The organism is Paenibacillus sp. J2TS4 (genome assembly GCF_018403245.1).
Taxonomy (GTDB): Bacteria; Bacillota; Bacilli; order Paenibacillales; family NBRC-103111; genus Paenibacillus_L.
The window spans coordinates 88677-102871 of record NZ_BOSH01000005.1; the positions used below are offsets into that span (position 1 = coordinate 88677).

Genomic DNA, 14195 nt, shown 5'->3' on the forward strand with positions numbered 1-14195 from the left:
CATGACAGCAGACTTCACGTTAGATCTTAGAGGAGAATCCTGTCCGTATCCCGTTATCTACACCTTGGAGACATTGCGGGATTTGGAGAAGGGGCAACTCCTTCAAGTCATTACCGACTGTCCTTCTTCGTTCCGCAACGTTCCGGAAGAAGTCGTCAAGCACGGCTACACTCTCGAACAGGAGCCGGTCAAGAACGGCCAGGAGTTTCTGTTTTACATCAGAGCTTAGGTTAACTAGCCTTGTGGATCTTTTTACGACTTTTAGTAAGAGCCGTTCTGTCTTTTCCCGCGGAAGACCGCCTACTCTGAAAATTAGCATGATTTTTATCATTCAGTGGCGTCCCGTCAGTGGCATGGCTACCTTGAAAATCTCATTATTTTCTATCGTCTGATGGTGCCGCGCAAGCGGCATGGGCATCTAAATGGATTTTATACAGTTAGTTTAGTCCTCTCAAGCAAAATATGGAAAATAACTGGAAAACCTACAGCTAGTTTGTGCAAAATGGGCGAAATCAACAGAAATCCTCCATTTTAACTGCAGTTTTTCCAGTTAGTATAGTCAAAATGTGAAATTCGCTTGAATTTACCTACATAAAATACAGTTAGATCATTTCTCTCATGCGAAAATGGCAACTAAGTGGATACTTTGGATGACTTCCCCTTGTCCATTAATCTTGCAGGGGCTCGACTTCACTGCTCTCGTTCTGAATCGGACCCACGTTGTATCCGTATTTGATATTCGACGTCGTCCCTTCAAACCAGATCCCTCTGCGGAAAGCTCCGGACAGGATGTTGTCCCTTACAATGCCCGTATTCGTGCCCTCCCTAATAACAATGGCATCGTAGGCGGAGGCTCCTTCGGTCAGGAAATTGCCTGAAACGAGCAAGCCGGTAGTAGCAGCGATTTCCACAACGTTCGTGGACATTCGGGCAGCATAATTTCCTATCACTCTAACATTCTGGCAATTGTTAATCATCAGTGCCTTAGGTGTATCACTGACCTGGTTATCTTTGGCAATCAGCCCCTGCAAGCTTTCGCAGCCAATCCCGGTTTCAAGGCCGTTCGTTATTACACTTCCGCCAATTTGAACATTTTCCCCATTTTCTATATAAATACTTTGCTTTTGAGCCTCGGTAATCTGATTATCCAGGATCAAGCCATGATTGCAGTTTTTCAGCAGCACCCCGTATTCGGAAGGCTTGAAAATTTGATTTCCTTGCACAGTCACATTCAAGCTGCCGGTAATCTCTATAGCGTCCTTTTTCATATAATTGATGGTATTGTTACTGACCGATATGCGCTTGACGTTTCTTATGATGATTCCTGTGTCTTCAGCTACGCTAAAGGTGTTTCCGGCAATCTGCACATCCTCGGAAACGACATCCGTCGAAAAAATGCCTATCATAAACCGCCGATTCCCTGCAAAAAAGTCGGGATAAACCGCCGCCCCATTAATAAACTGATTGTTCACAATCGACAATCTCCGGAAGGGTCCGGCTGCTCCGAAGACGGCATGATTGGCCCCGCTGACGGCATAAATACCGCCTCCGCATTCATAGAACCGGTTCTCTGCAATCAATGTGTTCAGCCACTTGTAGGGGCGTATCGCATAATAGCGCATTCCTTCGAAAGTGTTGTTTCGGATCGTAATGTTCTGGTGCCATTTTCCTTCCTTATGGGTGTGTCCGCCGATCCCTGCTGTCCAGGCCTTGAACTCTACTGTAGTAGTGATCCCCCCTTTGTTGAATGTATAACTATGACCTTTGCCAAAATAACAATTTTGGATCGTAATGTTTTTACAATGCGTGTCATCATACGGCAGGGCCCCCTGAATCCCGCTTGTCGAGGCGTGATCGATCTGGATCGCTTCCACATACCAGCGATCATTCGCCAATTCCCGGTAACCATAAAATTTGCAGCCATCAATGACAACGTTCTGGGAAGAATTGATTTCAATCGCGTGAGCATCAATGACATCATAAAATTCGCAGTGCCGAAAGGTCCAATCTGACGCATGGGCAAATTGGAGTACGTTGCCATCCTCATAACATAAGACAGACGGATTTAACCCGACAAATTCGAAGCGGGCATTCTCGAACAGAATATTCCCGTTGCCGCTATAGCCGGCATTGGCCTCGCCATTATACTCATAGTTGTACATCATCGTATTTCCGTGATTCCGCCAGAACACCGCTCCTTGTTCACAGATGACCGAAGTGTTTCCATAAACGACAACAGGCTGGGACCAAACATAATCCCCTCGTGGAACGTAAACGGTTACAGAAATCTGATTGTCCTTTGACAGCCGAAAAACATTCCGGAATGCCTCTGTATCGTCCGTTTGCTTATCTCCTTTCGCTCCCCACCATTGCGGATATACCCCTTGTCCATAAAAATCGCCTGTTACCTTCCCCGCCCCACCGAAAATGTGACCTAGTCCGGCTTCTACCGGAGACTGAATCTTGACGATCACGCCTGCATCCGGAGCCAGCATTGCGCCGTAGTCGAATCGCAAGTGAACTCTTCGGGGAAAAGTCAAATGACTGCCGATCCGATAGGTTCCAGCGGGAAAATACAAGGTCACTTCTGCCCGGTTGGCCGTGGATTGAATTAACGCTTCCAAAGCAGCGATGTCATCTCGGGACCCGTTGCCAAGAACATTGTAATCTTTGACATTAAACCAGTCTATATGAACGGATGGTCTAGCCTTCTTATTCCCCTCTCCTCCCAATGCCTCCAAACTCTCTTCCTGAGCATAGGCTTGTATTCCGGCCGGAAGCTGGCTGGTTATAGCGGCACCCGCCAATACTCCGAGCGAGGTAACAAAGCGTCTCCGACTAATACTGCCGGATGAGGAAGCGCCCTCCCCATTCTTCGGCTTCTGATCGTGTCGTCCTTCTTTCATAGTTAATTCCTCCATTCTTATATGAAGATGTCATTAAACCATGCTAATCGTCCCGGGCTCACAAGCAATAACAAAAGGTATTTGTAAACCAAACGGGAACGATTCGCCATACATTGGACTTAACAAGTGATTTAACACTCATCCTAAGTGATATGTCACGATGAACCCCCGATCCTGCTTCCTCCCCTGCACATAGGAACGAGTATTGTTATAGTCCGGATTAAACCCGGCCAGAGCCGACATGTCCAGTCGATGGGTCGTCATTCTCATCTGTGTATCCGAGACTTCAACCAATTTATATTCAAACGGAGTCTCGACCAGAGAGCTGGCCGATGCGAAGACGGCCTCTTCGGTCGAATGAAGCGTATTGAGATGGTTATGCCCGGATAAGACTAGCTTCAAGCCCGGGTGCTTGCGAACCAGATTAACGATGGATTGGCGAAAAGTTTCAGGCGCATCATGGATGACTCGGTCCAGTCCGCTCTGCTCCCGGCTCATGCCAAAGACCGGGCTATGGGTAACGAGCACATGCATCTTCCCAGGGTGAGCCTCAATGGCCTGTTCCAACCGATGGAGCTGCGATTCGGTGAAGCATGGCTTCTGCGCGCCCTTCCAGTAATACTCATAGCCGCTCTCCCAATGATTAGGCATAACATGGACTACACAAGTTGCGCACGCTACCTCATAGTGGGGAGAGCCGCCGATAAACAGATCCGGCGCATGAGACAGCCACAACTCCAATGCGTCGGAGCGATCCAAATCGTGGTTCCCCAGACATAAGTAGACGGGAACCGGCAGTTTCAGCAGGCCGTAGGCCTGACGAATCCGCTCGACACTGCAGCGGTCAACCAGATCGCCGCCGTGAATAATGAAATCTGCGGAATGCCGAATGACTTCTCCGCGGAGAACTTCCATCAGATCGGCCAGCCGTTCCGGATAGGCCGGCTGCTGATGAAAGCCAATCGGATTGGCGCCGAAATGAGTGTCTGTTAAATAAAGAAAACATGTCATAGAAGCCACATCCTTATCAAAAATAGTTCCATAACTGTATAAGTGGCACTAAAGAAAGCAATCATTCCGTTCCGAAGGAAAGTGCCTCCGAAGCTTCAAACATCATACTCCTTCCCCAAAAAGTGAAGATGAGCTTCGAAGCAATTCCAGCTACTTTTCGGGGGCCCCGACCAAACCGAGCTCCTTATTTATTGGATGGGCCGTCGGGTGGTAGGAATACAAAGCCAAAACTCGCCCTGGAAGCATCTTTCTTTCTCCACTTCATGAGCTTTGAATTCTTTAGTGCCAAGTATATAGTTCGCAATGGAAGGGGAGAATTCTCCCCTGCCATCAATGATTGTTATATCGTTCGTAAGCCGCTTGCTCAATTTCCATATATTTATCAAGCCCCATCTTCTTCACCGTATCGACATATTTATCCCACTCGCTAAAAGGAGTGTCACCGGCAATCAACTTGGCCTCGGTTTCTAGAATAAAAGTATGGATATCCGAGCCGACCGACGTCATGAATTCTGCCTCCTCCTCCGTATAGTTGAACGCATTCCATATTTCCTGCGGCACATACGGCTCTACCTTCTTCCCTGTTTCTATAGCATTCGGCAACGATTCAGCTCCCTGGAAGTATTCCGCCTGGACGAAGCCGGGATAGCTTCCCCCGTTCCAGGTGAAATATTTAGTTCTTGCCTGGGTCATCGTAAGACCGTTCGGGTTATTGGTAATATCCTCTACGTATTCCAAGGATCCGTCCGGCTTTTTCGTATAAGTGACCCCTTCTTTTCCCATAAAATAGAACAGGGCCCCCTCGTCGCTGTAGAAATAATCGATCCATCTGACCGTCGCTTCCGGATATTTGTTCTTATTGGTTATGGCCATAGAACCGGGCTGAACCAAAGACGATTTCACATGGGAGTATAATTGATCGCCATGAGGCCCTTTCAGTGCCCCTAAACCGATGTAATGGTCTAAATTAAAGGCGGTAACCGGATTAGTCGTAATGGCCGATCCGATGTTTCCTTCGGCTCCTTTGGCTCGGAATGCGCTATCCTTAATCGTGAAGATTTCCGGATCGATCAATCCTTCAACATACAGCTTATGAATAAATTCCAGAACCTCTTTATATTTCGGATCGAGGCGGAAAAAACGCAGCTGATCCTGGTCCGGGTCCATATCGACAAATAGATGGCCAAGCCCCCGATTACCCAGACCCCATGACCCTTGAAGCGAATACTTCAATACATTGATATTAGACCCGCTATATGGAATTTCGTCCGCTTGGCCATTCCCGTTAAGATCGGTCGTCTTGACCGCTTGCAGGAATTTGTAATAGTCTTCAATCGTTTGCGGCTCCTGCATATTCAATTGGTCCAACCAGTCCTTATTGATCCACAGCGGCGTCCCGATCAACATAGGCAGAAACTCGGGAGAGTAAAAGGTTGGGAACGAATAAATATTGCCGTCCGGCATCGTCAGCCCTTTTCTTAAATCCGGATACTGATCCAGCAGCTTTTTGAAATTCGGCGCATACTGATCAATGAGATCATTTAATGGAATCAGCACTTCCTGCTGCGAGCCATATTTCATCAGATCCGTTGCACTCAGCCTGGCCGTATAGAACACATCGGGGTAATCTCCGCTCGCCAGCGCCAGATTGCGTTTTTCTGTTAGGCTTTCAAATGGCACCAGCTGAAAATTCACCTGGATATTGGACATTTTCGCATATTCTTTCCAGACGAACGTTTCTTCGAATTTACTGCTGTTGGATGCATCCTTACCGGTAAAGAAAGTAAGGGAAATCGGTTCATTCACAATCGGAAATCCGCTTGGATTGAGATTGCCGGCTTCGCCTTGCCCTTCCCCTTTCCCTTTCACTTCTCCCTGTGCTTCTCCTCCCTGGCTCCCCGTCCCTGAAGAGCTTCCTTCCTTACCACAGGCAGATAATAAGAGGGTCAAAGTCATCACCGCCGCAAGCAGCAGCGAACCCCATTTATTTACTTTCATTAGAAGGATTCCTCCCGTTTTCTTGTTTTCTTTGTCCCTTCCGCCAACCATACTATCAGAATATCATCCTTTAAGCGCCCCGATCATATCTCCTTTGACAAAACGCCACCTCATCCATTTATTGGTTGTTATATCGTTCGTAGGCCGCTTGCTCAATTTCCATATATTTATCAAGCCCCATTTTCTTTACCGTATCGACATATTTATCCCACTCACTAAAAGGCATATCGCCCGCAATTAATTTAGCCTCAGTTTCTAGGATAAAAGTTTGGATATCCGCGCCGACCGACATCATGAATTCGGACTCCTCCTCCGTATAGTTAAACTTATTCCATATAACTGAAGGCTTATATTCCGCTACCTTTTTCCCCGCTTCTATAGAACTAGGTTGCATTGGGAAGTATTCCTCCTGGACGATTGCAGGGTAGCTCCCCCCGTTCCAGGTGAAGTATTTGGTTCTTGCCTGGGTCATCGTAAGACCGTTCGGATTATTGGTAATATCCTCCACGTACTCCAAGGATCCGTCCGGCTTTTTCGTATACGTGACCCCCTCTATGCCCATGAAATAAAACAGAGCCCCTTCGTTGCCGTAGAAATAATCCATCCATCTGACCGTCGCTTCCGGATATTTGTTCTTATTGGTTATGGCCATGGAACCAGGTTGAACCAAAGGCACTCCCACATGGGAGTATAATTGATCGCCATAGGGCCCTTTAAGCGCCCCTAAACCGACGTAATGATCCAAGTTAAAGGCGGTACCCGCATTGTTCGTAATGGCTGAACCGATGTTTCCTTCGGCTCCTTTGGCTCGGAATGCGGCGTCCTTAATCGTGAAGATTTCCGGATCGATCAGTTCTTCGGCATACAGCTTATGAATAAATTCCAGAACCTCTTTATATTTCGGATCGAGACGGTAAAAGCGCAGTTGATCCTTGTCCGGGTCCATATCGATATACAAGTGACCGAGCCCTCGGTTCCCTAGGCCCCATGCCCCCTGAAACTGATACTTTATTACATTGACACTCGATCCACTGTACGGAATTTCGTCCGCTTGACCATTCCCGTTCAGATCGGTCGTCTTAACCGCCTGCAGATATTTGTAATAGTCCTCGATCGTTTGCGGCTCTTGCATATTCAATTGATCCAGCCACTTCTTATTAATCCATAGCGGCGTCCCGATCAACACAGGCAAAAACTCGGGAGAGTAAAAAGTTGGGAATGAATAGATATTACCGTCTGGCATCGTCAACCCTTTTCTTAAATCCGGGTACTGATCCAGCAGCTTTTTAAAATTGGGGGCATACTGGTCAATAAGATCGTTTAATGGAATAAGCACTCCTTGCTGCGAGCCATATTTCATCAGATCGTTGGCACTGAGCCTGGCCGTATAGAACGCATCCGGGTAATCCCCGCTGGCCAGTGCCAAATTGCGTTTTTCCGTCAAGCTCTCAAAAGGGACCAATTGAAAATTAACCTGAATGTTGGTCTTTTTCGCATATTCTTTCCAGACCAAAGTTTCTTCAAATTTACTGCTGTTAGTAGCATCCTTACCGGTAAAAAAAGTAAGAGAAATAGGTTCCTTCACAATTGGGAATCCGCTTGGATTGAGATTGCCGGCTTCGCCTTGCCCTTCCCCTTTCGCTTCTCCTTGTGCTTCTCCTCCCTGGCTCCCCGTCCCTGGAGAGCTTCCTTCCTTGCCACAGGCAGATAATAAGAGGGTCAGAGTTACCACTGCCACAAGCAGCAGCGAACCCCATTGATTTCTTTTCATTTAGAAGAATTCCTCCCGCTTCTTGTTTTTTTGTCTAGAATATCATCCTTTAAGCGCCCCGATCATAACTCCTTTTACAAAATATTTTTGCAAGAAGGGATACAGCATCAGCATGGGCAGGTTAGCTACTACCACGACCGCATATTTCAATGCTTCAATCTGCAGCATGTAATTCATTAGAGTATCATCGTTAGACGAGGCCATCTCATCCATTTGCTCTTGAATCAAAATTTCCCTCAAGAACAACTGTAACGGATATTTGTCGCGATCGGTCAAATAAATCAGTGCGTTAAAAAAAGCATTCCAATGCCCTACCGCATAAAACAGCGTCATGACCGCAATGATCGGCATGGACAAGGGCAGTACGATACGGAGGAGCGTTTGAATATTCGAGCAGCCGTCAATAAAGGCCGATTCCTGAATTTCGAATGGAATGCTGGTCTGAAAGAATGTCCGCATAATAATAATATTCCATACCGACACCGCTCCGGGAATGACCAGCGCCCAGATCGTGTTCAACATGTGCAGATCCCGGATCAACAGATAGAGAGGGATCATCCCGCCGCTGAAAAACATCGTAAAAACAATGAGCGCCGTAATGACGTTGCGCCCGTAGAAATCTCTGCGGGAAAGAGGATAGGCCGCCATGGTCGTAAACAATAGATTAATAGACGTCCCCGTAACCGTATACAGAATCGTATTAAGATACCCCGTCATAATGTCCCGGTTTTCAAATACTTTTCGATAAGCATCGAACGTAAAGCCTTTGGGAAGCAGCCAGATCTCTCCTCGCAGAATGGCCGCCGGCTCGCTGAGTGAAGCGCTTAAAACATAGATTAACGGGTAGATAACGATAAGCAGCACCAATCCCAGGGCTGCATAGATGATTCCTTCAAAGACACGTTCTCCCCGGCTCTTGTATACCATCCACATGATGCCCCCTTACCACAAACTGGTATCGTTAACCTTGCGCGCGATGTAATTGACCACCACAAGCATCAAGAAGTTGACCACCGCATTGAACAACCCTACCGCCGCAGAGTAGCTGTATTGAGCCCCAATAATTCCCGTTCTGTAGACGTGGGTCGCAATCACATCGGAAGCATCCATATTCAGTGAGTTCTGCATCAGGAATACTTTCTCGAAGCCAACGCTGAGCACCCTTCCGACGTTAAGAATAAGCAGAATCACTATCGTAGGTGCAATAGCGGGAAGATTAATATGCCAAACCCTCCGCAGCCGGCCGGCGCCATCCACTTTGGCCGCTTCGTGAAGCTGAGGATCCACCCCGGACAACGCCGCTAAATAAATGATCGAACTCCATCCCATTTGCTGCCATACTCCGGACAAGACATACACACTTTTGAACCAAGCCGGCGAAGTCATGAAAGATACCGGCTCGAAGCCCAGCCATTGCAGCAGTTGATTAAAGGCTCCGGTTTGCGGAGACAGGAACAAGAACAGCATACCGACAATGACGACGGTGGACAAAAAGTGGGGAGCGTAAGTGACGGTCTGAACTACCCGCTTGAACAGCCTGGAGCGAACCTCATTAATCATTAACGCCAACATAATGGGAATGGGGAAACCGACCACAAGCTCGTACAAACCGATCCCGAGCGTATTCTTGATCAATCTCCAGAAATAAAAGCTTTCGTAAAAACGCACAAAGTGCTTCCAGCCTACCCATGGGCTGCCAAAAATCCCTTTAGTCGCAATAAAATCCTTAAAGGCTATTTGGACCCCATACATCGGATAATACTCAAAGAGGACAAAATAAACGAGCACAGGAAAAATCAACAAATACAGATCCATATTTCGGCGCAGCCTTCTTTGGAGCGGACTTTGCAATTTTGGGCTTACGGGCACTCTCCCTTGCGGGAGGGCTGCTTTCTTTTTTCCCCCTCGGATGTTGACACCCGGTAACGATAATTTAATTGTCTTCACCCCCTTCGCGTTTCTCACGGCGATTATATATCGGGCAGACGGTTCGAGCCTATTTACCGTTTTCTCATTCGTTGACAACATTATCAATTAGTCAAAAAAGTGAAAACTATAGAGAAAAAAGGCAATCTATTTATATAAAAAGATGGCTGTGGCCTAAGATTTTGCATGATACAATCAAAAGGAAACGGCTCCGTCACCCTATACGGCGATGATTATTCTCCGAGCACGGGAAGAACGTCTATAAGGTCAAGCTTGTACAGTGTATTAACAAAAAACTTCTAAGGGTGTTGTCCAATTGTCCGTTCGCATAAAAACCAGAAATTCTTTATTCATCCAAATGTTTGTCGGCTTTCTAGCCGTTATTTTCCTGCTGTCCTCGCTTCATTGGATTTCTTTCACCATACTAAAAAACGATACCAAGGGGGAAATGATCAAGTACAACCGTCTGCTGCTGCAGAACACCGTGGAGGAATATGAGGATTTATTCAAGTCGATCAAAAGCATTCTTTACAGTCTCTACTACGACCCTAGAGTGACGGCCGCCAATGTCAAGCTGGCCTTGCAAAGAATGGATCGAATCGATTATATGAAAGAGGGGCAAATCGTTAACCAGATTGAAAACCATGTTTCTAACAGTGCCTTGAATTTAGACAATATTCTTATCTATTTCAATACATCGTCGCTCATTCTGGATAAAGGGGGAAGGTCTGACGCAGAGGCGGCATTTGCCGGCGATTACAATAGCTTAGGCTATCCTTTCAGCTTTTGGCAGAAGCAATTTAATGAACGGTATACTTATCGAACCTTTCCAAAAAGCGAGTTTTCCCTCGTCCCAGGGTTCACTAAAAGCCTTATGCCCATTTCCATCAAAGAAACGCCGAAGTATCAAATTATTGCTTTGCTGGATGCCGACCGGATGCTGCAAACATTTCACAACGTTCCCGATGCCGAATTTATGATTATGGATAGCGACCGGCAGACGATCTTTCAAACATCCGAACATTTTCCTGAATCCGCCCTCAGCAGAGTAGAAGGTAAGGAAGGGGAAATCGAGTGGGGACGGCATTATTATTTTTTGCAGAAGGGAAATGAAACCGGATTCACTTATGTCACTATGATCCCTACCTCCATTGTTACTTCACAAATGGAGAAATTTAATCTCACTTTGCTGCTTGCTCTAGGCTTGTCTATCGGAGTGGGGATCATCTGCTCCCATTTCTTCAGCCGCAGGCTGCATCGCCCAGTCAAGCAAATCATTGCCTCTGTTCAGCATTCGCAGCAGGGGAGCCTGGGCAGCACCATTAGCGAGTTCAATTTGATTCATGACAAAATTCATTCTTTGATTAAGGAGAAGGACGACATTCAAGCCGAGCTGGTCAACCAAAAGTCGCTGCTGACTAATTACGGCTATATCAATAAGCTAAAGATGATCCGATCGGACTTGAGCGATCTGCAGGAATTCATCCGGGCTCATCGGAAATTCCGAATCGTTCTTTATCACTTGCAATATCGCCATACTTCCTTGCAACAACTGAGCAGATCTCCCGATGAAGTTTCCTACTATCTTCGGGAATACATTAATTTAACGATTTCGGAAAGCTTTCCGGGCTCACATACTTTTCAGATTGAAAGCAATCAAATATTATCGATTCTTTTTGAAGATGAACCGGGGGAAGATTTACAGGAGACTCTGGCCTTATTGAAAAAAGTTTGGGACGGAGATGCCGAATATTACCTTATCTCTGTGGCTATAAGCTCTATCTACACTTCGGCCGCGGAGTTCAGCTCCGCTTACGACGAAGTATTGGAGATGGCGGCTCAGGCTGAACTGCTGGCGGAAACTCAGATCATTACTGAGCTCCGTCAGTTGGACAAGCATCATCCTTTTATTCTGGAAAGAGAAAAGGAGTTCGAGCTTAACCTTCGCGAAGGAAATGATCTTGAATGCAGAGAAATCCTGAACCGGATGTTGGATTATTTGCAGCAAAAGGGAGAGAGCGCTGCCCGCATCAAGCAGTTTGCCAAATCGATGCTGGAAAGAATGATCCATCTGGCTAGCTCGATTAACTCGGACCAAGATCTATCCGAGCTTCAGAAGGCTTGGAGACAAACAAAGGAGTGTTTCTCTATGGAACAATTGAAGCAGTTGCTCGAACCGCAGGCTGCCCGCGTTGCTTCCTTATTCCGCTCGGTTAAGAACGAGCAGAACGATCTGGCCAACCGCGCGTCTGACATTCTGGAGATGCGCTATGCGGAAGATATTTCTTTGGATTCCGTAGCGGACTGCTTAAATATTTCGAGCAATTATTTATCTATATTAATGAAGGAAAAAACGGGGATTAATTTCAGCGAGCACTTAAACAATATCCGCATCCGCAAAGCGAAGGAATTGCTCGAATCTACCAGCCTTAGCGTACAAGAAGTAGGTATAAGAATCGGCTACCGCAACGTCACTTCTTTTATCCGCATGTTCAAAAAAATAACCGGCCTGACGCCGGGCGATTACCGCAAGCAGAACAAACTTGAGTCTTTGCGGTAAATCCGTAAGGCTGTCCCCTGTCAAGAAATCCTGACAATGGTTGACCACCGTCATGCGACGCCGAACACCGCGCACTGAGGGTGAGTCTCGCGCGGTGCGGAAGAGGGACAGCCATTGGAGTCTATCCGGTGAAGCGGTTTGATCGGTGATTAATCAGTACAAGAACCAGCATATATGCAGGTTTCTGGAGAGAAATGGTTTAAAATCAGCTAAAGACAAGCGAAAGTGCAGTTGAATTTCGCCAATAATCGTCATTTTCGGCTATTAGCGGCGATTTTCCTGCACTTTTGCTCGTCTTTCTCCGGGTTTACCGTTTTTCCGCCAATAGACATGCATTATTGCTTGTCTTTGATCCAATGCATTAACCGTTACCGGGAAATGGGCATCTTGCATGATTAGAGAGCTTGGAAGTCAACCCCCACGCGCTTCAGAGACAATCCTCTTCTGTTATGAATGGCGGCTCAAGGCCAAGCCAGCTCCACGCCATGTTTCGTCAGCAGCTTCTGGAAGTTGGCCAGTTCGGCCTTATCGTTCCGCACGCTGCGTGGAGAAACCCCTTTGTCCAGGCAATAAGCGGCCAAAGCCCCCGAGGCTTCGCCAATGTTCCACTCCACCGGATGAAGCCGGTAGCAGCCGTTCGTAATATGAGTCGTGCCGATATTCTTGCAAGCCGGAAGCAGGTTATTCATCCGGACGGGCAGAAGGCTGCCCAATGGAATGTGGAACGGCAAGCTGGACACATCGATATAGTTGCGGCCTCCGGTGCTCGGGTGCAAGTCGATATGATAATATCCGATCCCTACACTGTCCTCATACCGCACCGAGCCTTGATCTCCCCGAATCTCCGGACTGAGATGCTGTTCCACGACCGTAAATTCCGCCTTGATTCTTCTCGATTCCCGGATGTATGCCATCTGTGCGAGGCCGTCCTCGGTCCCCATAATATCGGCCCTCAGCCGCAGACCGGGATAGCCTTGCTTGTCATCCGGGCGCGGCGCCTCGTTCTGCATCCAGTACAGTAGAGACAGGCTTAACTGCTTCGCCTGCTCCAGATGCTTCTGCCTTTCCTCCGGGCTCACATCGATGACCGGACCGAGCCAATAGTCGTTTTGCGGCCAGTTGACGATCGTGATATCGCTCTGGAAGGTGCCCGACTCAAACAAATTCTTGTCTATGACTCTCCGGTAGTTCCAGAGGGAGAACAAGCCATCTCTTGGAAACAGGGCATATTCCACCTTCTCCAGCGTACGCGGCTTGGGGGAGTACCAGCTCAGCTGCTTCTCCGGCCAGAAGTCCGCCTGGTACTGCCTCCAGAAATCGTAATCCTTCGGCCGGGCAATCGTATGGTCTTCCCCTTCGATATAATCGACGGCGAAGCAATGCGTGATGGCCTGCATATCCATCGGATCGGCCGCCCCCGGCAGGGCATGAGGCTCCCCGGTCTCCTGCACGGATTCCGCTCCGGTCGTATACTCCGTACCGGTTAAAGGCAGCAAATCGCCGCAATCGGTCGCATCGAGAAAATAAGGAGCGGTCAGCACCAGTTTCTCCCCATCCGCCATCCGGCGCACGGTGACGGCTCGGACGTTGTCGCCGTCCGTTTCGGCTGCGACGGGAACCACTCCCGTGATGACGGTTAACCGGCCGCTGTGCTCATAAGGGGCAAGCATCGCCTTCAGCACGGCATGAGCCGCTCTTGGCTCGTGGCTGATCCGGCTCACCATCGCGTTGCCGGGATTTAACAGCGGCTTAAGCTTCTCGCTCTCCCGCAGAGGGAAGTACTGCCTGTAGTAGCTGCGGACATGCTCCCGGTAAGCCCGGTAGCTCCTTGTACAGCCATGATGCTCAATCCAGTGATGCTCATCGGGAGGCACCGCCTGCGAAGTCAACTGGCCCCCGATCCATGCCGCCTCCTCGGTCAGAACGACGCGCTTGCCCATCCGGGCCGCCGCCAATGCCGCGGCACAGCCCCCCATGCTTCCGCCCACAATAACGATATCGCTATGGATATGCTGCAATCTTT

Annotated in this window: 9 protein-coding genes; 2 read left to right on the forward strand and 7 right to left on the reverse strand. The window is 48.0% G+C overall.

Annotated features, from left to right (window positions below):
* The first annotated feature begins 1 nt into the window (after window position 1).
* Window positions 2–229 carry a sulfurtransferase-like selenium metabolism protein YedF gene (gene yedF, locus KJS69_RS12750; protein WP_213584158.1) on the forward strand — a complete coding sequence of 76 codons (228 nt, stop codon included), beginning with the start codon at window positions 2–4 and terminating at the stop codon, window positions 227–229.
* Window positions 230–668: 439 nt separating this feature from the next.
* Here yedF and KJS69_RS12755 read toward each other — a convergent pair whose 3' ends face one another.
* From KJS69_RS12755 to KJS69_RS12780, 6 genes are all read right to left on the reverse strand, one after another.
* Entirely contained in the window at window positions 669–2906 is a 2238-nt protein-coding gene (locus tag KJS69_RS12755; RefSeq protein ID WP_213584159.1) for a right-handed parallel beta-helix repeat-containing protein, read from the reverse strand.
* Window positions 2907–3044: 138 nt separating this feature from the next.
* Window positions 3045–3917: a metallophosphoesterase family protein gene (locus KJS69_RS12760; protein WP_213584160.1), complete on the reverse strand. Its 873-nt coding sequence runs from the start codon at window positions 3915–3917 to the stop codon at window positions 3045–3047.
* A 330-nt stretch (window positions 3918–4247) separates the two neighbouring features.
* Entirely contained in the window at window positions 4248–5915 is a 1668-nt protein-coding gene (locus KJS69_RS12765; RefSeq protein WP_213584161.1) for an extracellular solute-binding protein, read from the reverse strand.
* Window positions 5916–6033: 118 nt separating this feature from the next.
* The gene (locus KJS69_RS12770) at window positions 6034–7686 is read right to left on the reverse strand and encodes an extracellular solute-binding protein (RefSeq protein ID WP_213584162.1); all 1653 of its coding nucleotides are present in this window, start codon (window positions 7684–7686) and stop codon (window positions 6034–6036) included.
* A gap of 42 nt (window positions 7687–7728) precedes the next feature.
* Window positions 7729–8613 (reverse strand): carbohydrate ABC transporter permease, encoded by an 885-nt coding sequence (locus tag KJS69_RS12775; protein ID WP_213584163.1) that lies wholly within the window; start codon window positions 8611–8613, stop codon window positions 7729–7731.
* A 15-nt stretch (window positions 8614–8628) separates the two neighbouring features.
* A complete protein-coding gene (locus KJS69_RS12780) occupies window positions 8629–9501 on the reverse strand; it encodes an ABC transporter permease (protein WP_213584164.1) in 873 nt (290 codons plus the stop codon).
* A 427-nt stretch (window positions 9502–9928) separates the two neighbouring features.
* Here KJS69_RS12780 and KJS69_RS12785 point away from each other — a divergent pair, with 427 nt between their 5' ends.
* Window positions 9929–12172 (forward strand): helix-turn-helix domain-containing protein, encoded by a 2244-nt coding sequence (locus KJS69_RS12785; protein ID WP_213584165.1) that lies wholly within the window; start codon window positions 9929–9931, stop codon window positions 12170–12172.
* 461 nt (window positions 12173–12633) lie between these two features.
* On the opposite strand, the gene KJS69_RS12790 is transcribed toward KJS69_RS12785, so the two are convergent.
* Entirely contained in the window at window positions 12634–14190 is a 1557-nt protein-coding gene (locus tag KJS69_RS12790; protein WP_283777459.1) for an FAD-dependent oxidoreductase, read from the reverse strand.
* Between the last annotated feature and the right edge of the window lie 5 nt (window positions 14191–14195).

What these genes read in the sequence shown, in the direction of transcription:
- KJS69_RS12755 (WP_213584159.1), bottom strand. Translation starts at nt 2,906, where the DNA reads ATGAAAGAAGGACGACACGATCAGAAGCCGAAGAATGGGGAGGGCGCT.
- KJS69_RS12780 (WP_213584164.1), bottom strand. Translation starts at nt 9,501, where the DNA reads ATGGATCTGTATTTGTTGATTTTTCCTGTGCTCGTTTATTTTGTCCTC.
- yedF (WP_213584158.1), top strand. Translation starts at nt 2, where the DNA reads ATGACAGCAGACTTCACGTTAGATCTTAGAGGAGAATCCTGTCCGTAT.
- KJS69_RS12770 (WP_213584162.1), bottom strand. Translation starts at nt 7,686, where the DNA reads ATGAAAAGAAATCAATGGGGTTCGCTGCTGCTTGTGGCAGTGGTAACT.
- KJS69_RS12775 (WP_213584163.1), bottom strand. Translation starts at nt 8,613, where the DNA reads ATGGTATACAAGAGCCGGGGAGAACGTGTCTTTGAAGGAATCATCTAT.
- KJS69_RS12760 (WP_213584160.1), bottom strand. Translation starts at nt 3,917, where the DNA reads ATGACATGTTTTCTTTATTTAACAGACACTCATTTCGGCGCCAATCCG.
- KJS69_RS12765 (WP_213584161.1), bottom strand. Translation starts at nt 5,915, where the DNA reads ATGAAAGTAAATAAATGGGGTTCGCTGCTGCTTGCGGCGGTGATGACT.